Below are 24,531 nucleotides of genomic sequence, written 5' to 3'. Positions count from 1 at the left end.
AACCCCGCGGCCCCGCACGGCGTCCTCCCGTACACGGGCGCTCGGTTCGAACCGGGCGCCCGTCCGTACACCCTGGGGAGGACCAGTCCATGCGTTCCACGCGCCGCATCGCACTCGCCGCCGTCACCGCCGCCGCCCTGACCGGGCTCGTCGGCTGCGGCGCCCTCGACAAGGCGCTGGACTGCGCCCGTACCGCCGACGCCATCGCCACCAGCGTCGGCAACCTCCAGCAGGCCGTCTCCTCGGCGAGCAACGACGTCACGCAGATCGACGAGGCCCTGGACTCCATCTCCACCGAGCTCGGCAACCTCAAGAACCGGACCGGCGACGCCGACCTGTCCAAGGCGGTCGACGACCTCGGCAAGGGGGTCGACAGCGTCCGCACGGCCGTGAAGAACGGCGACACCACCCCGGACATCAAGCCGATCACCGACGCGGCCGGCGAGATCGGCAAGGTCTGCACCCCCGGGTAGCCCGCGACACGGGGGGAGGGCGGGTCCTGCCGCGGCTCGCGGATAATCGGGGCATGACCCGTCTGATCCTCGCCACCCGCAACGCCGGGAAGATCACCGAACTGCACGCCATCCTCGCCGAGGCCGGGATCGGCCACGAACTGGTGGGCGCCGACGCCTACCCCGAGGTCCCCGACGTCAAGGAAACCGGCGTCACCTTCGCCGAGAACGCCCTGCTCAAGGCGCACGCCCTGGCCAGGGCCACCGGACTGCCCGCGGTCGCCGACGACTCCGGCCTGTGCGTGGACGTCCTGAACGGCGCCCCCGGCATCTTCTCCGCCCGCTGGTCCGGCACCCACGGCGACGACCGGGCCAACCTCGACCTGCTGCTCGCCCAGCTCGGCGACATCGCCGACGAGCACCGCGGCGCCCACTTCATGTGCGCCGCCGCCCTCGCCCTGCCCGACGGCACCGAACGCGTCGTCGAGGGGCGGCTGCTCGGCACCCTGCGGCACGCCCCCGCCGGCACGCACGGCTTCGGCTACGACCCGATCCTGCAGCCCGAGGGGTACGACAAGACCTGCGCCGAGCTGACCCCGGAGCAGAAGAACGCCATCAGCCACCGGGGCCAGGCCTTCCGCGCGCTGGTCCCCGTCGTACGGGAGCTGGTCGGCTGAACGCCGACCGTTCCGAGTGCGGCCGGGGGGACTCGAACCCCCACGGGTGTTAACCCACTGGGACCTAAACCCAGCGTGACTGCCAATTCCACCACGGCCGCCTGCCGCCCGGTCATGCTACTGGCCGGGCGGCCCACCCGGGGCGAGAGCCCCGGGAACCCGGGGCCTAGGACCTGTCCGGTCGCTCACGCCTGGGCCGCGGTGGCTGGCACGCACGCTCGCGGCGTTGTCGTCGGTCGACAACGCTCCGCGTTGCCTCCCTCCTCCGCCTTGCGATCGCACGCACCAGCCACCGCTCACCCGGACCAGAAGCCACCCGGCACCGATGCCGGCATGATCGACCGGACAGGTCCTAGATCCCCAGGTCCTTGATGATCTTGGCGACGTGCCCGGTCGCCTTCACGTTGTACAGCGCGCGCTCGACCTTGCCGTCCTCGTCCACGACCACCGTCGAGCGGATGACACCGGTGACGACCTTCCCGTACAGCTTCTTCTCGCCGTACGCGCCGTAGGCCTCCAGGACCTTCTTCTCCGGGTCGCCCACCAGCGTCACCTTCAGGGACTCCTTCTCGCGGAACTTCGCCAGCTTCTCCGGCTTGTCCGGCGAGACGCCGATGACGTCGTACCCCGCGCCCGCCAGCAGCTCCAGGTTGTCCGTGAAATCGCAGGCCTGCTTGGTGCAGCCCGGGGTGAGCGCGGCCGGGTAGAAGTAGACGATGACCTTGCGGCCCTTGTGGTCCGCGAGGGAGACCTCGTTCCCGTCCGCGTCGGGCAGGGTGAAGGCCGGGGCGGTGTCGCCGGGCTGAAGTCGCTCGCTCATGGCTCTCCTCGCAAGTGTGGGGCGTACGCCGTCAGAGCCTAATGGGGGTCTGTGACAGTGGTCCGCGCGGTGAGCTGACAGACTGTCGACCAGGACCCAGCCATCAGGACCCACACGACCACGGAGGCAGCGCGGTGTCGGACGCCAGGACCCCTGCGCAGATCGAGGCGGACATCGTCCGCCGGCGCGACCAGCTCGCCGTCACGCTCGACGAGATCGGCGTGCGCGTGCACCCCAGGACGATCATCGGGGACGCCAAGGCCAAGGTGGCGTCCACGGTCGACGAGACCGCCGGACGCGCCTTCGTCGCCGCCAACCGCGCCGTCACCGACGTGAAGTCCCGCTTCACCGACGAGCAGGGCGCCCCGCGCCTGGAGCGCCTGGTCCCGGTGGCCCTGGTGGTCGTCGGCGTCGTGGGCCTCCTCGTCGTCTCCTCCGCCCGCCGCCGCCGGGCCTGAGCCGGACGGAAGCCCCTGGGGCTTACGGATCGCGGCGGGACCGGTAGGTTTCTGGGCGTGAGCGAGAACACGCACGACAAGCTGCCCATCCGGATGCTCCACGACCGCGTGCTGGTGCGCACCGACACGCCCGAGGGCGAGCGGCGCTCCGGCGGCGGCATCCTGATCCCCGCGACCGCGGCCGTCGGGCGCCGGCTGGCCTGGGCCGAGGTCGTCGCGGTCGGGCAGAACGTGCGCACGGTGGAGCCCGGCGACCGGGTGCTGTACGACCCCGAGGACCGCGCCGAGGTCGAGGTGCGGGGCGTGGCGTACGTCCTGATGCGCGAGCGGGACCTGCACGCGGTGGCCGCGGACCGCTTCGAGGGCTCCGAGGACTCCACGGGGCTCTACCTGTAGTGCGGTAGCGCTGTAGTGCGGTAACGCCGTGGCGCGGTGGCGTACGCGGTTCGCGAAGAGGCCTGGTGACCGGTGTCACCAGGCCTTTTGCCTGCCCTTTGCTAGGGTGGACGAGCACCCCGACGAGACGCGTCGTACCGGGTCAGGACAAGACGACGCACCCCGCAAGAAGTGTCCGCGTCCCGGAGGTGCTCCCCATGGCCTGGTTCCTGCTCGTCGTCGCCGGTCTGCTCGAGGTCGGCTGGTCGATCGGAATGAAGTACACCGAAGGCTTCACCCGGCTCTGGCCCAGTGTGTTCACCGGCCTCGGCATCGTCGCCTCGATGATGCTGCTCTCGCAGGCCGCGAAGTCCCTGCCCATCGGCACCGCCTACGGCGTGTGGGTCGGCATCGGCGCGGCCGGTGCGGCGGTGCTCGGCATGGTGGTGCTCGGCGAGCCCGCCACCGCCGCCCGGATCTTCTTCGTCGTCCTGCTCCTGGTCGCCGTGGTCGGCCTCAAGGCGACCAGCGGCCACTGACCCGCGCGGCCCGCGCCGGCCGGTCCCCCTCAGCGTGCTCAGCGTGCCGAGGGGGACCGGCCTGAGCGGGCCGGCTTGTTGCCCGGTGCCCCGCCGTCCGCGCCGCCGCCCTGCTGGCTGCCGCCGTCCGCGCCGCCGTCCCGGCCGCCGTCCGCCGTTCCGCCCTGCTGGCCGCCGTCGGCCGTCCCGCCGTCCTGGCCGCCGTCCGCGGTGCCGCCCTGCTGGCCCCCTTGCTGGCCGCCCTGCTGCCCGCCTTGCTGACCGCCCTGGGCCTGGCCCCCTTGGTCCTGGCCGCCCTGCTGCCCGCCCTGTGCCTGGCCGCCCTGGTCCTGCCCGCCCTGCGCCTGACCACCCTGGTCCTGGCCGCCTTGGTCCTGGCCCCCCTGGTCCTGGCCGCCCTGCGCCTGGCCGCCGTCCGTCCGGCCGCCCTCGTCGCCCGGCTCCTGCGGCTGGACCTGCGGCTCGTCGGCGCCGTCCTCCAGTTCCAGGTCGAAGTCCTGGGGCTCGGTGCCCTCCAGGGCCGCCCCGGTGAACTGCGCCCAGATCCGCGCGGGTTCCCCGCCGCCGTTGATGCGCTGCTGCCCCAGCGCCCCGTACAGCGGCTTCTGCGCGCCGGTGTCCGGGTCCTGGCCCATCACCGCCACCACCGTCGCCAGGTTCGGCGTGTAGCCCGCGAACCAGGCCGCCTTGTCCTCCTCCGCCGTACCGGTCTTGCCGGCCGCCGGGTGGCCCGCCTCGCGCGCCGCCGTGCCGGTGCCGCCCTCGACCACGCCCCGCAGGATCTGCGTCGTGGTGTCGGCCGCCTCCCGGCTCACCGCCTGCTCCGGCTCGTCCGACGGCAGTTCGACGTCCTCGCCGTCCTTGGAGACCTTCGCCACCAGCGTGTACGCGCCGTGCTTGCCGTGGTTGGCCAGCGTCGCGTACGCCTGCGTCATGTCCAGCACGCTCGCGGTGGCCGGGCCGAGCGCGATCGACGGCGAGGGGTTGAGGTCCGGGGTGTCCGCGGGCAGGCCCAGGTCCACCGCCGTCCGCTTCACCTTCGCCGAGCCCACGTCCACGGCCATCTGCGCGAAGACCGCGTTCACCGACCGGTCCATGGCGGTGCGCACCGAGACCGGGCCGTACGACTGCTGGTCCTCGTTCTCCGGCGCGTAGCTGCCGCCGTCCCAGCCCTGCACCGGGCGCTTGTTGGTGCCGTCGTAGACCGTGTTCGGGGTGATCGTGCGGCCGTCCTGGGTGGTCGAGCCGTTCTGCACGGCCGAGGTGAAGACGAACGGCTTGAACGTCGAGCCCACCTGGTAGTCGCGGCGCGTGGCGTTGTTGACGTACTGCTTCGTGTAGTCGATGCCGCCGTACATCGCCACGACCTTGCCGCTCGCCGGGTCGATGGACGCGCCGCCCACCCGCACGTTGCGGTCGTCCTTGTCGTCCCGGTCCAGCTTGTCGATGACCTGCTCGTCCGCCGCCTTCACGAACGCGTCCTGCTTCTTCTTCTGCAGCGTCGTGGTGATCCGGTAGCCGCCCGCCGCCAGCGTGTTGTCGTCGATGACCTTGTGGCTGGTCAGGTACTCCTCGACGGCCTGCACGATGTAGCCGCGCTGGCCGGACAGGCCGGTGGCCGGCTTGGCGGTCTGCGGCGCGGGGAACGTGGTCCGCGCCCGCTCGGCCGCGCCCAGCCACTTCTCCTTGACCATGCCGTCCAGCGTGTAGTTCCAGCGGGCCAGCGCCCGGGGCTTGTTCTCCGGGTGGGTGGCCACGTCGAAGGCGCTGGGCGCGTTCAGGAGCGAGGCGAGGTAGGCGCCCTGGGCGGTGTTCAGGTCCTCCACGTCCTTGCCGTAGTACGCCTGGGCGGCGGCCTGGATGCCGTACGCGTTGCGGCCGAAGTAGCTGGTGTTGAGGTAGCCCTCCAGGATGGACTCCTTGCTCTCCTCGCGGTTGAGCTTGATCGCGATGAAGAACTCCTTCACCTTGCGGCTGACCGTCTGCTCCTGGCCCAGGTAGTAGTTCTTCACGTACTGCTGGGTGATGGTCGAGCCGGACTGCTTGCCCTTGCCCGTCAGGGTGTTCCAGGCGGCCCGGACCATCGCCTTGGGGTCGACCGCCCGCTCCGAGTAGAAGTCCCTGTCCTCCGCGGCCAGTACGGCGTGCTGCACGGTCAGCGGGATCTGCGCCAGCTTCACGTTCTCGCGGTTCACGTCGCCGTCCCTGGCGATCAGCGAGCCGTCGTCGTACAGGTACACGTTCGACTGCGCGGTGGCCGCCGAGTTGGCCGCCGGGATGTCCACCAGCAGGTACCCGGCCAGGAAGCCGCCCACCAGCAGCAGCACGCCCAGCACCAGGGCGCCCAGCAGCATCCGCCAGGTCGGCAGCAGCCGCCGCCAGCCCGTGCGCCTGCGCTTGGCCTTCCCTCCGGGGCGGCCCCCGTCGGGGGAGCCCGCGACCGTGGGGTCCCGGGGCTCCCAGCCCTGCTGCTGTGGCTCGTCGCTCATGTGTGGCGCTCCCGGAGAAGGTCCTGTTATCGGGCGATTCGCGTGGTCCCCCCACATAGTGCACGCCCTCTCCCGGGAAAACCGGTCGCGGCACCGCCGGTCACGGGTCTAGGGTCGTGGGCTTCGTCGCGACCGCCCTCGGTCGCCCCTTGCCGATTTCGCCGGCTCCACTCCACCGGAGTCCGCCCGCCCCTGCCCGAAGGGGCCCCGCCGCACCCGCCCCGTGCGGTCCCACCTGCCCCGTCGTCGAGAGGAACCCCGGGTGCTGCGCCTGTACGCGCTCGTCGCCGCGGGCGGCTTCCGCCGCCACGCCACCTATCGCACGGCCACCGCGGCGGGGGTCTTCACGAACACCGTGTTCGGATTCATCCTGGCGTACACCTACACCGCCCTGTGGCACGAGCGCCCGGCGCTCGGCGGCTACGACGTCTCCGAGGCGCTGTCCTTCGTCTGGGTGGGCCAGGGCCTGATCGCCGTGGTCGGCCTGATGGGCGGCGGCTTCGAGGACGAGCTGATGGAGCGGATCAGGACCGGCGACATCGCGGTCGACCTCTACCGCCCCGCCGACCTCCAGCTCTGGTGGCTCGCCACCAGCCTGGGCCGCGGGGCCTTCCAGCTGCTCGGCCGCGGAGTGCTCCCGATGGTCTTCGGCAGCCTGGTCTTCGACCTGGCGCTGCCCTCGCACTGGACCACCTGGCCGGCCTTCCTGCTGGCCGTGCTCCTCGGCGCGACGGTCAGCTTCGGCATCTGGTACCTGGTCGCGCTCAGCGCCTTCTGGCTGATGGACGGGGCGGGCGCGGCCCAGGTCGCCTGGCTGTCCGGGGTGTTCTTCTCCGGGATGCTGCTGCCGCTCACCGTCTTCCCCGGGCTGCTCGGCGAGGTGGCGCGGGCGCTGCCCTGGGCCTCGATGCTCCAGCTGCCCGCCGACGTCTTCCTGGAGAAGCGCACCGGCTGGGCGCTGGCGCGGGCGTACGGCTTCCAGCTGGCCTGGGCCGTCGCCCTGCTCGCCCTCGGCCGGCTCGTCCAGGCGGTCGCGACGCGCCGGGTGGTGGTCCAGGGTGGCTGAGCCCGGCACGGGTGCGCTCGCGACGACGGCGGACTCCTGGCGTACGTACCGGATGATCGCCGGGATGTGGATCCGCTCCGCCCTGGCCTACCGCTTCTCCTTCGCGATGACCCTGTTCGCCAACTTCACCGCGACCCTCTTCGACTTCGTCGTCATCGTCCTGATGTTCAGCCAGGTCAAGGGCCTCGGCGGGTTCTCCTTCCCGGAGGTCGCCTTCCTCTACGGCACCACCGGCACCTCCTTCGGCCTCGCCGACCTCACCTTGGGCCAGGCCAACCGGCTCGGCCGCCGGGTGCGCGACGGCACCTTCGACACCCTCCTCGTGCGGCCCGTCCCGGTGCTCGCGCAGGTCGCCGCCGACCACTTCGCCCCGCGCCGCCTCGGCCGGGTCACCCAGGGGCTCCTCGTCCTGGTCTGGTCGCTGGTCGTCCTGGACGTCGACTGGACGCCCGCGCGGATCGCCCTGGTGCCCTGCACGGTGCTCTTCGGGGCGCTGATCTACGCGGCCGTGATGGTCGCGGGCGCCGCCTTCCAGTTCTGGGCCCAGGACGCCTCCGAGGTCGTCAACTCCTTCACCTACGGCGGCAACACGCTGCTCCAGTACCCGCCCACCATCTTCGCGAAGGACCTGGTGCGCGGCGTCGTCTACGTCGTACCGCTGGCCTTCGTCAACTGGCTGCCCGCGCTGTACGTCCTGGGCCGCCCGGCCCCGCCCGGCGTCCCCGGCTGGGCCGCCTTCCTGTCCCTGCCGGTGGCCCTGGCCTGCTGCACGGCGGCCGGGCTCGCGTGGCGGGTCGCCCTGCGCTCGTACCGCAGCACCGGCAGCTGAGCCGCCCGTGCCCACTCCGCACCCCTGGGGGAACCCACCGTGACCAGCACCGACTTCATCGAACTCGACGGCGTGGAGAAGGTGTTCCGGGTCCGCCGCCGCGCCGGGCGCCTGCGGCGCGAGCGGCACGAGGTGCGCGCCGTCGACGGGATCAGCTTCACCGTGCCGCGCGGCGAGGTGGTCGGCTACATCGGCCCCAACGGCGCGGGCAAGTCGACCACCATCAAGATGCTCACCGGCATCCTCACCCCCAGCGGCGGGCGGCTGCGCGTCGCAGGCATCGACCCCTCCCGCGAGCGCACCCGGCTGGCCCGCCGCATCGGCGTCGTCTTCGGCCAGCGCACCACCCTGTGGTGGGACCTGCCGCTGCGCGACTCCTACCGCCTGGTGCACCGGATGTACCGGATCCCCGACGACCGCTTCCGCGAGAACCTCGACCGCTGCGTCGAACTCCTCGACCTGGCCGCCCTGCTGGACGTACCGGTCCGCCAGCTCTCGCTCGGCCAGCGGATGCGCGGCGACATCGCGGCGGCGCTGCTGCACGACCCCGAGGTGCTTTACCTGGACGAGCCGACGATCGGCCTCGACGTGGTCTCCAAGGCGAAGGTCAGGGAGTTCCTGCGCGACCTCAACGCCGAGCGCGGCACCACCGTCCTGCTCACCACCCACGACCTCACCGACATCGAGCAGCTGTGCAAGCGCGTGATGGTGATCGACCACGGGCGCCTGGTGTACGACGGCGCGCTGTCCGGGCTGCACGAGGTGGGGGCGAGCGAACGGACCCTGGTGGTGGACCTGGAGCGGGAGGTCCCGCCGATCGCCTTCGGCCCGGTGCGCCCGGTGCGGACGGAGGGCCCGCGCCAGTGGCTGGCCTTCCCCGCCTCGCAGTCGGCGGCGCCGCTGGTGGCGCGGATCGCGGCGGAGTACCCGCTGGTGGACCTGTCGGTGCGGGAGCCGGACATCGAGGCGGTGATCGCGAAGATGTACGAGGAGGGGTACGGGGGGCCGCGGGGCGCCGGGGCGCACGGCCCCGACTCCAAGGCCCCTGTGGGCGAAGGTCGTTCGGACGGCGACCGTTCCGGCCCGGACCCGGTTTAATCTGTTCGTATGACGAACGAGCTCCCGGAGATGCGGGCCTCCGACGCCGAGCGCGAGCGGATCGCCGAGCGGCTGCGCGACGCGGTGGCCGAGGGCCGCCTGGACATGAAGGAGTTCGAGGAGCGCCTGGAGGCGGCCTACCTGGCCCGCACCCACGCGGAGCTCGAACCGCTCGTGCGCGACCTGCCCGCGCCCACGGGGACGGCCGCGCCCGGGGTGCCCGCGGTGGCGCCGGAGGCGGGGGACTGGGCGGCCCGGATCGGCGGGCGGCCCACCTCCCGGGGCGCGTTCGCGTTCTGGAGCGGCTTCGGGCGCAAGGGCCGGTGGACGGTGCCGCGCGAGTTCACCGCGGTGGTCCTCCAGGCGGGCGGCGAGATCGACCTGCGCGAGGCCGACTTCGAGGACCGCGAGGTGGTCATCCGGTGCTTCGCGGTGATGGGCGGCATCCAGGTCATCGTGCCGCCGGACCTGGACGTGCAGGTCAGCGGGTTCGGGATCATGGGCGGCTTCGACGACGGGGGCGCGGGCGCGGGCACGCCGGGCTCGCCGCGGGTGCGGATCACCGGCTTCGCCCTGATGGGCGGCATCGGGGTGGACCGCAAGCTGCGCAGGGCCGAGAAGCTCAGGCTGAGGGAGCAGGCCCGCCTGGAGAAGCTGGAGCAGCGGGAGCGGTCGGACAAGTGGGGGAAGCTGGAGAAGCGGGACCGCAGGGAACTCGGCTGACGTTCCCCGCCGGCGTTCCCCCGTTCGCCGCTCGCCCGGCCGGGAACACTCGCCCGGCCGGGAACTCGACGTGCGCCCCGGGAGTCCCTGAGGTAGGGACGAGACGACGGAACACGGTACGAGAGCGGACGGGCGGGACGGAATGAGCCGTACGGAGCGGGGCCAGGCGCCGAAGCCGCTGGTCGCCTTCTCGTACACCGAGGCCGACGAGGAGAAGCGCCGCGGGGTGCGCCGGATGAAGGCGACGGCCACCGGGCTGCTGCTCCTGGTCGCGGTGGTGTACGTACTGGCGACCTGGGCGGAGCACGCGGGCTGGACGGGCTGGCCGGGGTACGTCGCGGCGGCGGCGGAGGCCGGCATGGTGGGCGCCCTGGCGGACTGGTTCGCGGTCACCGCGCTGTTCCGGCGCCCGCTGGGCCTGCCGATCCCGCACACCGCGATCATCCCGACGAAGAAGGACCAGCTGGGGGCGTCGCTGGGCTCGTTCGTGGGGGAGAACTTCCTCTCCGGCGAGGTGGTGCGGACCCGGCTGCACGCCCTCGGCATCGGCGGCCGGCTCGGCGCCTGGCTGGCCGAGCCGCGCAACGCGGACCGGGTGACCGCCGAACTCGCGACGGCCCTGCGCGGCGCCCTGACGGTGCTGCGCGACTCCGACGTGCAGGCGGTCGTCGGCGAGGCGATCACCCGCAGGGCGGACACCGCGGAGGTGGCGCCGGGCGTCGGCAAGACCCTGGAGAAGGTGGTGGCCGACGGGGCGCACCACCGGGCCGTGGACCTGGTGTGCGCCCGGGCGCACGGCTGGCTGGTGGAGCACGCGGACTCGGTGATGGACGCGGTGCAGGGCGGCGCGCCCGGCTGGACGCCCCGCTTCGTCGACAAGAAGGTGGGCGAACGGGTCTACAAGGAGCTCCTGCGCTTCGTCACCGAGATGCGGGACATGCCGGAGCACCCGGCGCGCGGCGCGATCGACCGCTTCCTGACGGACTTCGCGGCGGACCTCCAGGGCGACACGGACACCCGGGCCCGGGTGGAGCGCCTGAAGTCGGACCTGCTCACCCGCCCGGAGGTGCAGGACATCATCGCGTCGGCGTGGGCGTCGGTACGGGGGATGGTGATGGCGGCGGCGGAGGACGAGCAGAGCGAACTGCGCCGCAGGGCCCGCTCGTCCCTGCTCTCCCTCGGCTCCCGCCTGGCCACCGACGGCAAGCTCCAGTCGAAGCTGGAGGGCTGGCTGGAGGACGCGGCGGTGTACGTGGTGACCACCTACCGCACCGAGATCACGTCGCTGATCAGCGACACGGTGGCGAGCTGGGACGCGGACCAGACGTCGAAGAAGATCGAGGCGCACATCGGCCGGGACCTGCAGTTCATCCGCATCAACGGCACGGTGGTGGGCGCCCTGGCGGGCCTGCTGATCTACACGGTGTCGCGGGGGCTGGGGGCTTAGGACCTGTTGCCGCCGGGCGGCGGGCCCGGGCAGCGATCTGGCCCGGGCCCCGGGTGAGGAGGCCGGTTCAGGCGACGGGCCCGGCGCGGCCCTAGGCGGCCCGCTCGCGCCGCTCCACCAGGACGGAGGCGGCGACGACACCCCCGGTGACGGCGAACACGGAGGGCCAGGCGCCGAGCTTCTTCGCCAGCGGATGGGACCCGCCGAAGGCGCCCACGTACAGCGCACTCATCCCGACGGCGGCCGCGACCCCGCCCCTGCGCCCCCACTCCCGCGCGGCCAGCCCACCCCCGATGGCCAGCACCACCCCACCGAGCTCCCGCTTCCCGCTCCACCGGGCGACCCCGTAACCACCGAGGAGACCGGCGGCGGCGGGGAGGGATGCGGGGATGCGGGGCATGAGGGTCTCCTTCGACCGAAGCGTCTGGGCCCCGCGAGCCTAACCGGCACCACCCCCACGCCGACGGCGGGTCCGTACGGCGATGAGGGCGCAGAGCGCCGCGGCGAGGACCACGACGGCCCAGAAGACCGCGCCGTCGGGTACGTCGCGGTAGACGTGCGCGGGCAGCACGGCGCCCAGCAGGACGGGCGCGGCGAGGCCCGCGGCCACGCCGCAGAGGCAGATGAGGAGCAGCCACCGCAGGGTGCGGGACTGCAGGGAGTTCAGGGGGCGGTCGGCCATGGGGGTGCTCCACTCACTTGGTGATGTAGTGGCACTGGGAAGCGCGCCTCTCGCCAGCCACGTGGAAGTCCGCGCAAGCCTTGCCGTAGTGCTTCAACGTGCGCTTCGTCCTGTCGACACGGCCGATGGACCCGAGCCAGTCGCACCGCCGGTGCACCGGCCCCTTGCTGACCCGGTAGGTCCGGCCCTCGATGTCGGTGTAGCGCCAGTCGATGCGCCAGTGGCACCACCGCCCACCCGCGCTGTCCCCGCCGGCGATGTCCTGCACCGAGGCCTCTTGCCGCGTGATGGTCCGGCCCCTGCCCTGCACGAAGTGCCCCAGGGTCGTCACGGGGGCGCACAGCGTCGTGCCCCTGAAGTCCTGGCAGAACCCGACGACTTTGGCGTACCCGACCGCGCTCGCGGCGGCGGGCCCGGCGGCGGTCGCGACGAGGGCGACGGCGGCGAGGACGACGTGGAGACGGCGGACGACTCGGCGCATGGGGCTCCGATCGGGGTGGGGACGGTGGACGTACGCCGACGTCCTTCCGCCCACCCCGCGCGACGAAGCCCCGGGTGACGCCCCGGTGACAGAAGATCACCACCGAGGGTGAAGCAGAACCCTTCCTGTCACGGGGGCGTCACACCCCGTGGCACCCCCCGTACCCCCTCCCCGACCCGCACCAGCACGACGCCCCCCGGGGCGGGGGCCAAGGGGTGGCGCGGGCGCGGGCGGCGAGGGTGGTGGCGTACTGGGGGAGCAGGTCCGGGTGGGAGGGGGAGGTGGACTCGGAGGCGGCGAAGGCCTCGTAGCTCGGGACCGTGGCCGTGACGATGCCCAGGTTCGGGGTGCCCGCCGCCGCGAGTTCGCGCAGGGACGCCTCGATGTCCGTCAGGTGCGCCTCGTGCGTGGGGTACTCCGACTCCAGCTCCGGGTACGCCGCCAGGAGTTCCGCCAGTTCCTCCGCCGGCCAGTGCAGCACCGCCACCGGGAACGGCCGCGACAGTGCCGTGCGGTACGTGCCCAGCTCGCTGCGCAGCCGGGCGATCTCCGCCTTCAGCTCGCCCGGGTCCGAGGAGCCCAGGGCCCACAGCCGCTTGGGGTCGTGGAGTTCGTCCAGGGCCACCTCGCCCTGGTGCAGCCGGTCCGCCTGCGCGTCGCCCTCGTCGTGCGGCAGGGCCAGCATCCGCCGCACCCGGTGCCGCGAGGCCAGCAGGGACTGGGTGGCGTAGGGGACGGGCTCGTCCGGGCCGGCGGGCAGCAGCAGCGTCGCCGCGCGCGTGAAGACCTCCTCCGCGCGCTCCAGTTCGTCGTGCGACTCCAGGGTCTCGGCCACCACCTCCCACGCCCGCGCGTCCTGCGGCTCCGCGGCCACCACGCCCTCGATGATCGCGCGGGCCTCCGCCTCGTGGCCGTACTCCCACAGGTTGGCCGCCTTCAGGGCCTTCACCAGGTGCGGGTCGTCCGGCGAGGCGGCCAGCAGCTCGTCGTACAGGGTCGTGGCGCGGGGCCGGTCACCGGCCAGCTCCAGGTGGGCCGCGGCTTGCAGCAGCAGCGGTTCGTGGTCCTCCGGGTACTGCGCCGCGGTGCGCAGCAGACGCTCGGCTTCGGTGGTGTGATCGGCAGGCGTGTCGGGGCGCATGCTCCACACCGTACTGCCGTACCCCCTGACAGGCGCAGAGGTGTTCAGGTCCCGGACCACCGGATCCCGGCGCGGCCCTGGCGAGTTGGCGCCCTCCCGCCTATCTTGCCGCCGTGCGAACGTCCCGGATCCCCGTACGCGTCCAGGGCCCCGCCGCCCGCCGCCGCGTCCGGCTCGCGCGCGGCCTCTGGGCCGGGGCCGAGGTCACCGTCACCCTCGGCGTCGTCGTCCTGCTGCTCGTCGTCCACCAGCTGTGGTGGACCAACCGCCAGGCCGTCGCCGAGGCCCGCGAGGGCGTGCACGCCCTGGAGCGGCAGTGGGAGGAGGACCCGGGGGTGGGGCAGGGAGAGGAGGAAGGGGGCGGGGCGTCCGATTCCGGGGTGCCGGAGGGGTCCGGGGTGCCGGAGGGGGAAGGGGAGGCGGGGGAAGGTGCGGTGCCGTCGGCCCGGGCCCCGGGCGCCGTCGAGGAGCCCGACCACGCCTACGCCGTCCTCCGCATCCCCCGCCTCGGCCTCACCGTCCCCGTCGCCGAGGGCGTCAGCAAGCGCGGCGTGCTCGACAAGGGGTACGCCGGGCACTACCCCGGCACCGCCGCGCCCGGCCGCCCCGGCAACTTCGCCCTCGCCGGGCACCGCAACACCCACGGCGAGCCCTTCCGCCACGTGAACCGCCTCCGCCCGGGCGACCTGGTCGAGGTGAGCACCCGGGAGGCCGTCTACACGTACGCCGTCGACAGCACCCTCGCCCAGACCTCCCCCCGGGACACCGGCGTCATCGCCCCCGTGCCCCGCAGCCTGGTCCACCCCTCGCGGGGCTACGCGGGGCCCGGCACCTACCTGACCCTCACCACCTGCACCCCGGAGTTCACCTCCACCTACCGCCTCGTCGTCTGGGGCACGCTCAAGGCCGTGAAGCCGCGCGGCTGAGCCCCCGGGCCTGAGACCCTCCGCCACGTCCATGTCCTAGGGTCGCCCCCGTGAACAAACGCCCCCCGCCCACCCTCTGGCTGCTCGTCCCCTTCCTCCTCTACGTCGTCGCGCTGCCCCTGGTGAACCGGGTCGGCCCCGTCGTGTTCGGGCTGCCCTTCCTCTTCGTCTGGCTGCTCGGCGCCACCCTCCTCACCCCGCTCGCGGTGTGGCTCACCTGGCGGGGGGAGCGGCGGTGAACGCGGTCGTCGCCACCTCGGTCCTCGGGGTGTTCATGGTCCTGACCGTCGCCCTCGGGCTGCTCGCCGTGCGCGGGCGCGGGGGCGGGGGCGGTGGGCTCGCCGAGTGGTCGGTGGGCGGGCGGAGCCTGGGGCCCGTCTTCATCTGGGTGCTGATGGCCGGCGAGGGCTACACCAGCTTCAGCTACCTGGGCGCCGCGGGCTGGGGGTACGACTTCGGGGCGCCCGTCCTGTACGTCGTCGCGTACATGTCCTGCGGCTACGCCGTCGGGTACGTGGTCGGGCCGCTGCTCTGGTCGTACGCCCGCGAGCACGGGCTCGTCGGCATCACCGACATGGTCGCCCACCGCTACGGGAGGCCCTGGCTGGGCGCCGCCGTCGCCGTCCTCGCCACGGTCTTCCTGCTGCCCTACATCCAGCTCCAGATCACCGGCATGGGCGTGGTCGTCTCCACCGTCTCGTACGGCGCGATCAGCCTGGACTGGGCGTACTTCATCGCCTTCGCCGTCACCACCGGCTTCGTCGTCGTCAGCGGGCTGCGCGGCAGCGCCTGGGTGTCCGTCCTGAAGGACCTGCTGGTCATCGGCACGCTCGGGTTCCTCGCCGTGTACGTCCCGGTGCACTACTTCGGCGGGTACGGGGACTTCCTCGGCCGGCTCGTCGCGGAGAAGCCCGAGTGGCTGACCCTGCCGGGCGCGGGCGGCGGGACGTACGGGACCGCCTGGTTCGCCTCCACCACCCTGCTCAACGCCCTCACCGTCGTCATCTTCCCGACCACCGTCGCCGGGTACCTCGGCGCCCGCGACGCCGATACCCTGCGCCGCAACGCCATCTGGCTGCCCGCCTACAACGTCCTGCTGTTCGTGCCGATGCTGCTCGGCATGGCGGCCCTCTTCGTCGTGCCCGGCCTCACCGGCGCGGGCTCCAACCTCGCCCTGTTCGAGCTGGTCGTCGACTCGCTGCCGGCCTGGGCGGTGGGCGTGATCGGGGTGGCCGCCGCGCTGTCCTCGGTGGTGCCGATGGCCGTGTTCATGCTGGTGATCGGCACCATGTGGGGCCGCAGCGTGCTCTCGCTCGCGCCGCGCCTGCGCACCCGCCAGAAGGGCGCCTCGCAGGTCGTCGTGGTGGCCGCGGGGGCGCTGGCGCTGCTGATGACGTACACGGCGCCCAACACCCTCGTACGCCTCTCCCTCATCTCGTACGAGGGGATGGCCCAGCTGCTCCCGATGCTGCTCCTCGGGCTGCTGTGGCGGCGGCTCACGCTGGCCGCGGCGGCCTCCGGGCTGGTGGTCGGGGTCGCCGTCGTCTGCGCGCTGGTCTTCAGCGGCAACGACCCCGTGTGGGGCGTCAACGCCGGGCTCGTCGCCCTCGTCGCGAACCTGGCGGTGGTGCTCGGGGTGACGGCGACCGTGACCGGGATCAAGTCCGGGGGCCGTACCGGTGCGGAGGGCGAGCGGGTAGCGTAGGACGCGCACATGTACGTGTACGTGTCATCCACACCCGCGCGGACGCACGAGAACACACGCGTGCGAGCACGTACGCAGGCACGCACGGAGCGAGAGCACGTGCACAGGCACGCACGAGAGGAGGACCCCGTGACCGGCACCGTCGTACGACTGCGCCGCTTCGGCGCGCTCCTCCTCTTCCTGCTCGCCTTCACCGACGTGCTGCTCGCCGAGGGCGGCAGCCTGTCCGCCGCCGTGGCGCTCGCCGCCACCGCCGCCGCGGGCTCCGCGCTCGCCGCGGCCGCCCTGGTCAGCGCGCGCTGCGCGCCCGCCGTGCCGCCCACCCGGGTCCGCACGGCCATCCGCGACCGGGAACAGCGCACCGCGTTCCTGCCGCAGCGCGATCCGGACGCCTCCGGGCGCCGGCGCCCCCGAGCACCCGGCCGCCTCCTCCCGACGGCCGCATAGGGGCTCTCCGCAGGTCACACCGCGTACGCCCCTGCGCGGTTCCGTCATGCCGACGATCCTCCGCAACCCGGCCGCCCACGGCCGCTCCCGGTTGCGCCCCCGGCACGACGAACCCCTCGGAGGGCTCCCTTGTCCGTCTTCGCCTCGCTGGTCGAGCACCTCGCCGACCTGCTCTCGCCGCTGTTCCACGCCTCGGCGACGGCCGCCGCGATCATCCTCTTCACCGCGCTCGTACGGCTCGCGGTGCACCCGCTGTCCCGGGCCGCCGCGCGCGGCCAGAAGGCCAGGGCGCGGCTCGCGCCCGAGCTGGCCGAGCTGCGCCGCAAGCACGGCAAGGACGCGCAGAAGCTGCAGAAGGCCACGATGGAGCTGCACGCCCGGGAGAAGGTGTCGCCGTTCTCCGGCTGCCTGCCGAGCCTGCTGCAGCTGCCCGCGTTCTTCCTGATGTACCACCTGTTCTCGAACACCAGCATCGGCGGCGGGCCCAACGGGCTGCTCGGCCACAGCCTGTTCGCGGCGCCGCTGGGCGGCCGCTGGCACGACGCGCTGGGCGACGGCGGGGTGTTCGGCCCGGCCGGGCTGGTCTACCTGGCGCTGTTCGCGCTGGTGGCCGCGGTGGCGACGTTCAACTACCGGCGCTCCAAGGCGCAGATGGCCGCCGCGCCGCAGCAGGCCGCCCAGGGCGCGGAGGTGCCGGGGATGGGGGCGATGCTGAAGTTCATGCCGCTGATGTCCTTCGCGACGCTGTTCACGGTGGCCGTGGTGCCGCTCGCGGCGGCGCTGTACGTGGTCACCAGCACCACCTGGACCGCGGTGGAGCGCTACTTCCTGTACCGGGACATGCCGGCGGCGGGGGCGCTGACCCCGGCCGTGTAGGTCCGTCGCCGCAGGTCGGGGCGGTGGGGGCTACCGGAGCGTAATGGTCCAGGTTGTGAACGGGGTCTTGCGGGGTGACCGGTTCTCTTGGAGGATCGAACGATCCTCCGATGGCCGCACTCCATCGGCCGGGGCCCACCTCGACCACAGGGAGATGACCATGAAGCTGCTGCGAGTCGGCACCGCGGGCGCGGAGCGTCCCGCCCTGCTCGACGAGGACGGGACGCTCCGCGACCTGTCCTCCCTGGTCGGCGACATCGACGGGAACCTGCTCGCCGACCCGGCGGCGCTCGACCGGATCCGGGCCGGGCTCGGCGCCGGCATCCTGCCGCCGCTGGACCCGGCCGGGCTGCGCGTCGGGCCGCCGCTGGCCCGGATCGGCAAAGTGGTGTGCATCGGGCTGAACTACCACGACCACGCCGCCGAGACCGGGCAGCAGCCGCCCGCGGAGCCGGTGGTGTTCCTCAAGGCCGCGGACACGGTGGTCGGCCCGGACGACACCGTGCTCGTACCGCGCGGCAGCGTGAAGACGGACTGGGAGGTGGAGCTGGCCGTGGTCATCGGACGCACGGCGCGCTACCTCTCGGACGAGGAGGACCCGCTGGCGTACGTCGCCGGGTACGCGGTCGCCCACGACGTCTCCGAGCGCGAGTGGCAGATCGAGCGCGGCGGCACCTGGGACAAGGGCAAGAACTGCGAGACGTTCAACCCGCTGGGCCCCTGGCTGGTCACCGCCGACGAGGTGCCGGACCCGCAGGCGCTGCGGCTGCGGCTGTGGGTCAACGGCGAGCTGAAGCAGGACGGCACGACCGCGGACCAGATCTTCCCGGTCGCCGAGGTGGTGCGGTACCTGAGCCGGTTCATGACCCTCCACCCGGGCGACGTGATCAACACGGGCACCCCGGCGGGCGTGGCCATGGGCCAGCCGGAGCCCAAGCCGTACCTGCGCGGCGGCGACGTGGTGGAGCTGGAGGTCGAGGGGCTGGGACGCCAGCGCCAGGAGCTGAAGGACGCCTGAGTACGCGGACGGGGCCCGGGGTCGTGATGACCCCGGGCCCCGTCCGCGTACCGCCCGGCGGCTAACCCTCGGCGGTGAAGCGTTCCAGGGCCTCCACCACCAGGGCGTGGTCGTCCAGCTGGGGCAGGCCGGAGACCGTGACCGTGCCGATCACGCCCGTGTCGCGCACCGCCAGCGGGAACGAGCCGCCGTGCGCCGCGTAGGCGTCCGGGTCCAGGCGGGAGTCGGCGTCGAAGTCCTTGCCGCGCTCGCGGAAGCGGGTGCCGACGTGCAGGGACGAGACGCCGTAGCGCTCCACGACCCGGCGCTTGCGGTCGATCCAGGCGTCGTTGTCCGCGCTGGAGCCCGGCAGCGCGCAGTGGAACAACTGCTGGGTGCCGCGCCGGATGTCGATCGCGACCGGGGCGCGGCGCTCGCGCGCCAGCTCCACCAGGAGCGAGCCGAGCGCCCAGGCGTCGTCGTACGTGAAGCGGCGCAGGGTCAGCCGGGCCTCCTGGGCCGCCAGCTCCGCGGTGGTCGGGGCGGCGCTCACAGCTTCACCGCCACGCCCTCGCGGGCCGAGCGCCGGGCCGCCTCGATGACGTCCAGGGCGTCGGCGGCCTGGTGCGCGGTCACCGGGTTCTCGCCCTCGCCGCGCAGCGCGGCGGCGACGGCCGCGTAGTACGCGGGGTAGTCGCCCGGCACCGTCTCGACCGGCCGGCCGCCCCCGGTGAGCGGGGACTCGCCGGAGCCGACCCGGCCCCAGAGCTCGGCGGGCTCGACGCCCCAGGCCTCGCCGGTCCGCGGGCGGCTTCCGTCGCGCAGCGCCGCCTCCTGCGGGTCGAGGCCGTACTTCACGTACCCGGCGGCCGAGCCGAGGACCCGGAAGCGCGGGCCGAGCTGGGCCGTGGTGGCGCTCACGTACAGGTGCGAGCGCACCCCGCCCGCGTGGGTGACCGCGATGAACGTGTCGTCGTCGGCCTCCGCGCCCGGCCTGCGCACGTCCGCCTCGGCGTACACCTGGACGGCGGGCCCGAACAGCACCAGCGCCTGGTCGACCACGTGGCTGCCCAGGTCGTAGAGCAGGCCGCCGATCTCGCCCGGGTCGCCGGACTCGCGCCAGCCGCCCTTGAGCCGGGGGCGCCACCGCTCGAAGCGGGACTCGAAGCGCTGCACCTCGCCGAGCTCGCCCTGGGCGATCAGGGCGCGCAGGGTGAGGAAGTCGTTGTCCCAGCGGCGGTTCTGGAAGACCGAGAGCAGCAGCCCGCGCTCCTCGGCCAGCGCGGCGAGGCCGCGCGCCTCGGCGGCGGTGCCCGCGACGGGCTTGTCGACGACGACCGGCAGGCCCGCCTTCAGGGCGGCCGTGGCGACGGGCACGTGGGTCTTGTTGGGGGAGGCGATCACGACGAGGTCGAGCTCGTCGGCGCGGTCCCACAGCTCGTCCGCGGAGCCGGCGAAGCGCACTCCGGGGAACTCGCCCTCCGCCTGGGCGCGCCGCTCGGGGTCGGTGGTCACGACGGTGTCGAGGGCGAGGCCCTCGGTGGCGGCGATCAGCGGGGCGTGGAAGACCGAACCCGCCAGGCCGTAGCCGACGAGTCCGACGCGCAGGGGGGAGTCGGTGCCAGTCATGCCTCCCACTTAAGCAACGCTGTTGCCAAAGTGCAAGCGACGGGGACAATGGGCGCGTGAACACCAGCGGTACGGACCCCAGAACCCCGGCCGGGCACCTGTCCCCGCACCCCGCCGGGGTGAACCTGCCCGCCCTGCGCGGCCACAACGACGCCCTCGTCCTGGAGCTGCTGCGCACCGCGGGCGACGGCGGCATAAGCCGCCTTGAGCTCGCCGAGCGCACCGGCCTCACCCCGCAGGCTGTCAGCAAGATCACCGCGCGGCTGCGGGCCGAGGGCCTGGCGGCCGAGGCCGGGCGGCGCGCCTCCACCGGCGGCAAGCCGCGCACCGTGCTGCGCCTGGTCCCCGGGGCCGGCCACGCCGTCGGCGTCCACCTCGACCGCGACCGGCTCACCGCCGTGCGCACCGGCCTGACCGGCGCCCCCGACGCGGTCCGCACCCTCCCGCTGGACCTGGGCGGCGGCACCGGGGCGGTCGTGGAGCACGTCGCCCGCGAGGTCGGGGCGCTGCTCGCCGGGGCCCCGGGGCGGGCCCTCGGCGTGGGCGTCGCCATGCCGGGCCCGCTCGACCACGCGGCCGGGACCACCCACCGGGTCACCGGCTTCCCCGAGTGGGACGGCTTTCCGCTGCGGGACGCGCTGGCCCGGCGCCTGGGCCTGCCGGTGGTGCTGGACAAGGACACCAACGCCGCCGCCCTGGGCCTGGCCCGGCGCGGCGAGAGCGCGGACTCCTTCGCGTACCTCCACCTCGGTACGGGGGTGGGCGCCGGGCTCGTCCTCGGCGGCTCCCTCTACCGTGGCGCGCGCACCGGGGCGGGCGAATTCGGCCACCAGACCCTCCAGCTGGACGGGCCCGCGTGCGGCTGCGGTGGGCGCGGCTGCCTGGAGGCGCTGTGCCTGGCCGCCGTCGCCCGGGGCGACCTGGCCGAGGCGGCCCGGGTGCTCGGCACCGGCGCGGCCAACCTCGCCGGGCTGCTCGACATCGACCTGGTGCTGCTCGGCGGCCGCACCGTGATGGCCTCAACCGAGCTCTTCGTACGGGGAGTTGGCGAGGTGCTCGGGTCCCGCGCGGCCCGGCTGGGCGCCACCGCGCCGATCCCGGTGGCCGTCGCGCCCGCGGACGCCCACCCGGTGGCGGAGGGCGCGGCCCAGCTGGTGCTCGCTCCTCTGTTCGGCCATATGAACGTGGCCGTTTCTGCCAATCGGAAATGACTGAAACTGGGCTGATAGGGGGGAGTTCGGGCGCTGTTCGGCCGTACGGGGTCGTGGCGGCTGTGGCGGGCCGCGTGCGCGTGGCAGGGTCTCGGGCCACGGCAGGGTGATCACCCAGCGGAAATCCCGCGTCGTCCGCACGAGTCCGCCCCCGGCTTCCCCCCTCAAAGGCCCCCCATGCGACTGCGCAGTGCCCTCGCCATCGGAATGACCGCCGCCACGCTCGCGCCCGCCGCGCTGGCGGGCACGGCCGCGGTCGCCGACGAGAAGGGGCTGGTCGACACCCAGCTCTGCGCACTGACCGGCCTGGTCGGCGCCGGGCCCGACGCCGGGTGCGCGGCCGACGCCCGCCAGGTGGGCGCGGCCGACCCGGGCCGCGGCGGTCTGGCCGAGGCCCCGGAGCAGCGGGCGGACGGGCCGCGTCCGCAGGGCGCCGCCGCCCCCGGATCCGTACCGGAGCAGCCGCCCGCGCGGCAGCAACTGGCCGCCCCCGACGAGGAGTCGGCCCCCGACCTGTCCCGCGCGCACCCCTCCACCCGCACCCCGGCCCGCACCGCCGACCAGGTCCTGGCCGCCGCCCCGGCCCGCGTGGAGGTGGCCCCCGCGGTGCTGCCCGCCCGCCCCGGCGGGGCCGCCCGCCCCGGCGCCGCGCGCGGACCCGAGTGCGGGGTGCCCGCCGACCCGGACTTCCCGATCGACACCCGGATCCACGGCGGCCCGGCCGACTACGTCCCCGGCGGCGGCTTCCGCGCCTGGAGCCTGGAGCTGACCAACACCACGGCCGAGGCGTGCCGCGCCATCCACCCGGTCGTCGTGCTCGTGGACCGCGACCGGGACCTGAGGGCCTCCGCGATCCGCATGGAGTTCCGGGACACCGGGGGCGTCTGGCACCCGGTCCCGTTCACCCGCACCGACGAGGACGAGAACATCGGCGTCTTCGACGACGGCTTCCCCGGCTTCGTCGTCGGCCCCGGGCGGACGGTCACCGTCCCGGTCCGGCTCGCCTTCGCCCCCGCCACCGGTGACAACGAGGTCGTCGCCAACGCCGCCGTCGTCCAGCGCAAGGGCGACGACGGCGACTGGGTCGGGGAGTCGAACGACTACCGCTTCACCCTCGCCGAGGACGGTGCCGCCCCCGCGGCCCTCGCCGGCGAACTCGCAGAGACGGGCCCGGGCTCCCTGCTCGGGCTTGGGGCCGCCGCCGGCGCCTTCCTCCTCGGCGGCGGGGCCCTCGTGGTGGGATCCAGGCGCCTCCCCCTGAGGGGGCGCTGAACCAGCCGCCTCCCACCACACCCGGAGACAGTGCCCGTGCCGCCCCAGCCGAGCAGTTCGGCGGCACGGGCACTGTCGTACCGGTACCGGTACCGGCGTCCGGGCACCGGGTGTTCACCGAGCCGTTCACCCGCGTCTGGCACGATCGCGAGGTGGACTACCCGAACGACCAGGCACCCGGCGCACCCGTGCGCTCCGGCATCCCGGAGCACGGCCGCGTTCCCAAGTACTACGCGGTGAAGGCCCAGGTGGCCGCACTCGTCGAGGAGTTGGGCGAGGGGGGACTGCTGCCGACCGAGCGCGACCTGGCGACCCGCTTCGAGGTCTCCCGCGAGACCGTGCGCCAGGCCCTGCGCGAACTCCTCCTGGAGGGGCGGCTGCGCCGCCGGGGCCGGGGCACCGTGGTCGCCGGGCCCAAGCTGGAGCAGCCGCTCTCGCTGGCCAGCTACACCGAGGGCGTGCGCCGCCAGGGCCGCAGGCCGGGCCGCTCGCTGATCTCCCTGGAGCGCTTCCCGTGCCCGCCCGCGCTGGCCGCCGAGATCGGCGCCGAACGGGGCGAGCCCGTCTGGCACATGGAGCGCGTGCTGCTCGCCGACGACGAGCGGGTCGGCCTGGAGAGCACGTACGTCTCCGAGGCCCGGGTGCCGCGCCTGGACGAGGACTTCGACCCCGACTCCTCCTTCTACGGCTATCTGCGCGACCGGCTCGGGATCGCCTTCGGGGACGCCGACGAGCGGATCGAGACGGTGCTGGCCACCCCGCGCGAGGCGCTGCTGATCGGCACCCCGCCCGCGCTGCCGATGCTGCTGATCCACCGGCTCTCCCGGGACACCGCGGGGCGCCCGCTGGAGCGGGTGCGCACGCTCTACCGCGGCGACCGCTTCTCCTTCACCACGCGCCTGGACGGCTGACGGGCCACCGGCCCCGACGGCTGGGGGCCGGGGCCCCTGCACGGGGCCATTTGGTCACGCTAAGGTAACGGGTCTAGTCCAAGTTTGGGGGCCCGTTCACCGTCCCGTTCCCGAGCGGTCCGGCGCGGGTCACCCGCCGCGAGGAGCGTGACCGTCATGAAGGTGATCGTCGTAGGGGGCGGCGTGGTGGGAACCATGCACGCCTGGCAGGCAGTGGAACGCGGCCACGAGGTCGTACAGATCGAGCGGGAGGCCGAGGCCCGGGGCGCCTCGCTGCGCAACTTCGGCCAGATATGGGTCAGCGGGCGCGCCGGGGGCGAGGAGCTGGACACCGCCCTGCGGGCCCGCGAGCTGTGGGAGGGCATCGGCGCCCGGGTGCCCGGCCTGGGCTTCCGCGCCATCGGCTCCCTCACCCCGGTGCGCGGCGACCTCGAACTCGCCGTCGCCGAGGCCGCCGTGGCCCGCCCGGACGCCGCGGCCCGCGGCTACAAGCTGCTCACCGCCGAGGAGGCCCGCGCGGTCAACCCGGCCCTGCGGGGCGCCTTCGACGCCGCCCTGTGGTGCGAGCGGGACGCGGCCGTCGAGCCGCGCACCGCCCAGGTCGAGCTGCGCCGGGCACTGCTCGCGAGCGGGCGGTACACGTTCCTGCCGCACCGCGAGGTCCGCGAGGTGGTCGGCGAGCACGCGGTGCGCGACGACCACGGCGACACCCACACCGGCGACGCCGTGGTGCTGTGCACCGGCGCCTGGCTGAGCGGCCTGGTGCGCGAGGTGGCGGGCGAGGTGCCGGTGCGCCGCGTCCGGCTCCAGATGATGCAGACCGCCCCGCTCGGCGAGCCGCTCACCACCTCGGTCGCCGACGCCGACTCCTTCCGCTACTACCCGGCGTACGCCTCCGGGGCCCTGGAGGCCCTCAACTCGGGGCAGCCGCAGGACCCCACGGCCGCCGCGCACAAGATGCAGCTGCTGATGGTGCAGCGCCTGGACGGCGGACTGACCATCGGCGACACCCACGAGTACGAGCACCCGTTCGCCTTCGACACCCTGGAGGACCCCTACGAGCACCTGACACGGGTGGTCGAGGGCTTCCTGGGCCGCCCGCTGCCGGCCGTGCGCCGCCGCTGGGCCGGGGTGTACGCGCAGTGCACCGACACCTCCCGCGTGGTGCACCGCCAGCGGGTGCGCGACGGCGTGTGGCTGGTGACCGGGCCCGGTGGGCGCGGCATGACCTGCTCGCCCGCCATCGCCGAGACGACCGCCGACGAACTGGGCTGGTGAAC

The 24,531-nt window shown here is 73.9% G+C and carries 28 protein-coding genes, 1 tRNA gene and 1 riboswitch; of the genes, 20 read left to right on the top strand and 9 right to left on the bottom strand.

All coding sequences use genetic code 11. The features are described from left to right. Positions 1 to 89 precede the first annotated feature (89 nt). Both ABT160_RS03230 and rdgB read left to right on the top strand, forming a co-directional pair. The gene (locus ABT160_RS03230; RefSeq protein ID WP_351642798.1) at positions 90 to 473 is read left to right on the top strand and encodes a hypothetical protein; all 384 of its coding nucleotides are present in this window, start codon (positions 90 to 92) and stop codon (positions 471 to 473) included. 53 nt (positions 474 to 526) lie between these two features. Next, on the top strand, positions 527 to 1,129 hold the full coding sequence (gene rdgB / locus ABT160_RS03225) for an RdgB/HAM1 family non-canonical purine NTP pyrophosphatase (protein ID WP_351642796.1): 603 nt from the start codon (positions 527 to 529) through the stop codon (positions 1,127 to 1,129). Positions 1,130 to 1,146: 17 nt separating this feature from the next. Here the strand turns inward: rdgB and ABT160_RS03220 are convergent. Continuing rightward, positions 1,147 to 1,230 (bottom strand) — tRNA-Leu (locus tag ABT160_RS03220). Positions 1,231 to 1,481: 251 nt separating this feature from the next. Further along, positions 1,482 to 1,949, bottom strand: coding sequence for a thioredoxin-dependent thiol peroxidase (bcp, locus tag ABT160_RS03215; RefSeq protein ID WP_351642793.1), 468 nt, complete (start codon positions 1,947 to 1,949; stop codon positions 1,482 to 1,484). 134 nt (positions 1,950 to 2,083) lie between these two features. Between bcp and ABT160_RS03210 the strand changes: the two genes are divergently transcribed. From ABT160_RS03210 to ABT160_RS03200, 3 genes are all read left to right on the top strand, one after another. Further along, positions 2,084 to 2,407, top strand: a complete 324-nt coding sequence (locus tag ABT160_RS03210; RefSeq protein ID WP_351642792.1) for a DUF3618 domain-containing protein — start codon at positions 2,084 to 2,086, stop codon at positions 2,405 to 2,407. A gap of 57 nt (positions 2,408 to 2,464) precedes the next feature. Further along, positions 2,465 to 2,803 carry a GroES family chaperonin gene (locus tag ABT160_RS03205; protein WP_351642791.1) on the top strand — a complete coding sequence of 113 codons (339 nt, stop codon included), beginning with the start codon at positions 2,465 to 2,467 and terminating at the stop codon, positions 2,801 to 2,803. A 95-nt stretch (positions 2,804 to 2,898) separates the two neighbouring features. Further along, positions 2,899 to 2,965, top strand: a riboswitch (guanidine-III (ykkC-III) riboswitch). Between the two features lie 35 nt (positions 2,966 to 3,000). Beyond that, positions 3,001 to 3,321, top strand: coding sequence for a DMT family transporter (locus tag ABT160_RS03200; RefSeq protein ID WP_351642789.1), 321 nt, complete (start codon positions 3,001 to 3,003; stop codon positions 3,319 to 3,321). Positions 3,322 to 3,359: 38 nt separating this feature from the next. On the opposite strand, the gene ABT160_RS03195 is transcribed toward ABT160_RS03200, so the two are convergent. Then, the gene (locus ABT160_RS03195; protein ID WP_351642786.1) at positions 3,360 to 5,810 is read right to left on the bottom strand and encodes a transglycosylase domain-containing protein; all 2,451 of its coding nucleotides are present in this window, start codon (positions 5,808 to 5,810) and stop codon (positions 3,360 to 3,362) included. A gap of 265 nt (positions 5,811 to 6,075) precedes the next feature. Between ABT160_RS03195 and ABT160_RS03190 the strand changes: the two genes are divergently transcribed. The 5 genes from ABT160_RS03190 to ABT160_RS03170 all read left to right on the top strand — a co-directional run bounded on the left by ABT160_RS03190 (position 6,076) and on the right by ABT160_RS03170 (position 10,973). Then, positions 6,076 to 6,876, top strand: a complete 801-nt coding sequence (locus tag ABT160_RS03190; protein ID WP_351643055.1) for an ABC transporter permease — start codon at positions 6,076 to 6,078, stop codon at positions 6,874 to 6,876. Next, positions 6,869 to 7,705 (top strand): ABC transporter permease, encoded by an 837-nt coding sequence (locus tag ABT160_RS03185; RefSeq protein ID WP_502984152.1) that lies wholly within the window; start codon positions 6,869 to 6,871, stop codon positions 7,703 to 7,705. The genes ABT160_RS03190 and ABT160_RS03185 overlap by 8 nt, the downstream gene beginning before the upstream one ends. A gap of 39 nt (positions 7,706 to 7,744) precedes the next feature. Beyond that, a complete protein-coding gene (locus ABT160_RS03180) occupies positions 7,745 to 8,803 on the top strand; it encodes an ABC transporter ATP-binding protein (RefSeq protein ID WP_351642784.1) in 1,059 nt (352 codons plus the stop codon). 9 nt (positions 8,804 to 8,812) lie between these two features. Further along, positions 8,813 to 9,526, top strand: a complete 714-nt coding sequence (locus tag ABT160_RS03175; protein ID WP_351642781.1) for a DUF1707 SHOCT-like domain-containing protein — start codon at positions 8,813 to 8,815, stop codon at positions 9,524 to 9,526. Positions 9,527 to 9,668: 142 nt separating this feature from the next. Then, positions 9,669 to 10,973, top strand: coding sequence for a DUF445 domain-containing protein (locus ABT160_RS03170; RefSeq protein ID WP_351642778.1), 1,305 nt, complete (start codon positions 9,669 to 9,671; stop codon positions 10,971 to 10,973). Between the two features lie 91 nt (positions 10,974 to 11,064). On the opposite strand, the gene ABT160_RS03165 is transcribed toward ABT160_RS03170, so the two are convergent. From ABT160_RS03165 to ABT160_RS03150, 4 genes are all read right to left on the bottom strand, one after another. Continuing rightward, positions 11,065 to 11,373 carry a hypothetical protein gene (locus ABT160_RS03165; RefSeq protein WP_351642776.1) on the bottom strand — a complete coding sequence of 103 codons (309 nt, stop codon included), beginning with the start codon at positions 11,371 to 11,373 and terminating at the stop codon, positions 11,065 to 11,067. 39 nt (positions 11,374 to 11,412) lie between these two features. Further along, positions 11,413 to 11,655, bottom strand: coding sequence for a hypothetical protein (locus ABT160_RS03160; protein WP_351642773.1), 243 nt, complete (start codon positions 11,653 to 11,655; stop codon positions 11,413 to 11,415). A gap of 13 nt (positions 11,656 to 11,668) precedes the next feature. Continuing rightward, positions 11,669 to 12,136 (bottom strand): hypothetical protein, encoded by a 468-nt coding sequence (locus ABT160_RS03155; protein ID WP_351642771.1) that lies wholly within the window; start codon positions 12,134 to 12,136, stop codon positions 11,669 to 11,671. A gap of 139 nt (positions 12,137 to 12,275) precedes the next feature. Beyond that, positions 12,276 to 13,277, bottom strand: coding sequence for a tetratricopeptide repeat protein (locus ABT160_RS03150; protein WP_351642769.1), 1,002 nt, complete (start codon positions 13,275 to 13,277; stop codon positions 12,276 to 12,278). Between the two features lie 113 nt (positions 13,278 to 13,390). Here ABT160_RS03150 and ABT160_RS03145 point away from each other — a divergent pair, with 113 nt between their 5' ends. From ABT160_RS03145 to ABT160_RS03120, 6 genes are all read left to right on the top strand, one after another. Then, complete coding sequence (locus tag ABT160_RS03145; protein ID WP_351642766.1) at positions 13,391 to 14,203, top strand: class E sortase; 813 nt, start codon at positions 13,391 to 13,393, stop codon at positions 14,201 to 14,203. A gap of 50 nt (positions 14,204 to 14,253) precedes the next feature. Beyond that, positions 14,254 to 14,442 carry a DUF3311 domain-containing protein gene (locus tag ABT160_RS03140; protein ID WP_502984151.1) on the top strand — a complete coding sequence of 63 codons (189 nt, stop codon included), beginning with the start codon at positions 14,254 to 14,256 and terminating at the stop codon, positions 14,440 to 14,442. Further along, positions 14,439 to 15,908, top strand: coding sequence for a sodium:solute symporter family protein (locus tag ABT160_RS03135; RefSeq protein ID WP_351642763.1), 1,470 nt, complete (start codon positions 14,439 to 14,441; stop codon positions 15,906 to 15,908). The genes ABT160_RS03140 and ABT160_RS03135 overlap by 4 nt, the downstream gene beginning before the upstream one ends. A gap of 129 nt (positions 15,909 to 16,037) precedes the next feature. Next, on the top strand, positions 16,038 to 16,355 hold the full coding sequence (locus tag ABT160_RS03130; protein WP_351642760.1) for a DUF6412 domain-containing protein: 318 nt from the start codon (positions 16,038 to 16,040) through the stop codon (positions 16,353 to 16,355). 129 nt (positions 16,356 to 16,484) lie between these two features. After that, positions 16,485 to 17,231, top strand: a complete 747-nt coding sequence (locus ABT160_RS03125; RefSeq protein WP_351642757.1) for a YidC/Oxa1 family membrane protein insertase — start codon at positions 16,485 to 16,487, stop codon at positions 17,229 to 17,231. Positions 17,232 to 17,391: 160 nt separating this feature from the next. Then, positions 17,392 to 18,249 (top strand): fumarylacetoacetate hydrolase family protein, encoded by an 858-nt coding sequence (locus tag ABT160_RS03120; RefSeq protein WP_351642755.1) that lies wholly within the window; start codon positions 17,392 to 17,394, stop codon positions 18,247 to 18,249. A gap of 61 nt (positions 18,250 to 18,310) precedes the next feature. On the opposite strand, the gene ABT160_RS03115 is transcribed toward ABT160_RS03120, so the two are convergent. Further along, positions 18,311 to 18,781: a heme-degrading domain-containing protein gene (locus ABT160_RS03115; RefSeq protein ID WP_351642752.1), complete on the bottom strand. Its 471-nt coding sequence runs from the start codon at positions 18,779 to 18,781 to the stop codon at positions 18,311 to 18,313. Further along, the gene (locus ABT160_RS03110; RefSeq protein ID WP_351642750.1) at positions 18,778 to 19,857 is read right to left on the bottom strand and encodes a Gfo/Idh/MocA family oxidoreductase; all 1,080 of its coding nucleotides are present in this window, start codon (positions 19,855 to 19,857) and stop codon (positions 18,778 to 18,780) included. Before ABT160_RS03110 ends, ABT160_RS03115 begins: the two co-directional genes overlap by 4 nt. Before the next feature lie 56 nt (positions 19,858 to 19,913). On the opposite strand from ABT160_RS03110, the gene ABT160_RS03105 reads away from it, so the two are divergent. The 4 genes from ABT160_RS03105 (at position 19,914) to ABT160_RS03090 (ending at position 24,529) form a co-directional block, all read left to right on the top strand. Beyond that, positions 19,914 to 21,068, top strand: a complete 1,155-nt coding sequence (locus ABT160_RS03105; RefSeq protein WP_351642748.1) for an ROK family transcriptional regulator — start codon at positions 19,914 to 19,916, stop codon at positions 21,066 to 21,068. Between the two features lie 177 nt (positions 21,069 to 21,245). Then, positions 21,246 to 22,340, top strand: coding sequence for a hypothetical protein (locus ABT160_RS03100; protein WP_351642745.1), 1,095 nt, complete (start codon positions 21,246 to 21,248; stop codon positions 22,338 to 22,340). A gap of 152 nt (positions 22,341 to 22,492) precedes the next feature. After that, entirely contained in the window at positions 22,493 to 23,251 is a 759-nt protein-coding gene (locus tag ABT160_RS03095; protein WP_351642743.1) for a GntR family transcriptional regulator, read from the top strand. A gap of 156 nt (positions 23,252 to 23,407) precedes the next feature. Next, a complete protein-coding gene (locus tag ABT160_RS03090; protein WP_351642740.1) occupies positions 23,408 to 24,529 on the top strand; it encodes a TIGR03364 family FAD-dependent oxidoreductase in 1,122 nt (373 codons plus the stop codon). Positions 24,530 to 24,531 lie beyond the last annotated feature (2 nt).

This window comes from Streptomyces sp. NPDC001941 (assembly GCF_040296945.1).
GTDB lineage: Bacteria > Actinomycetota > Actinomycetes > Streptomycetales > Streptomycetaceae > Streptomyces.
The sequence above is the reverse complement of the archived record's forward strand: the minus strand, read 5'-3'. Positions and strand labels throughout refer to the sequence as shown.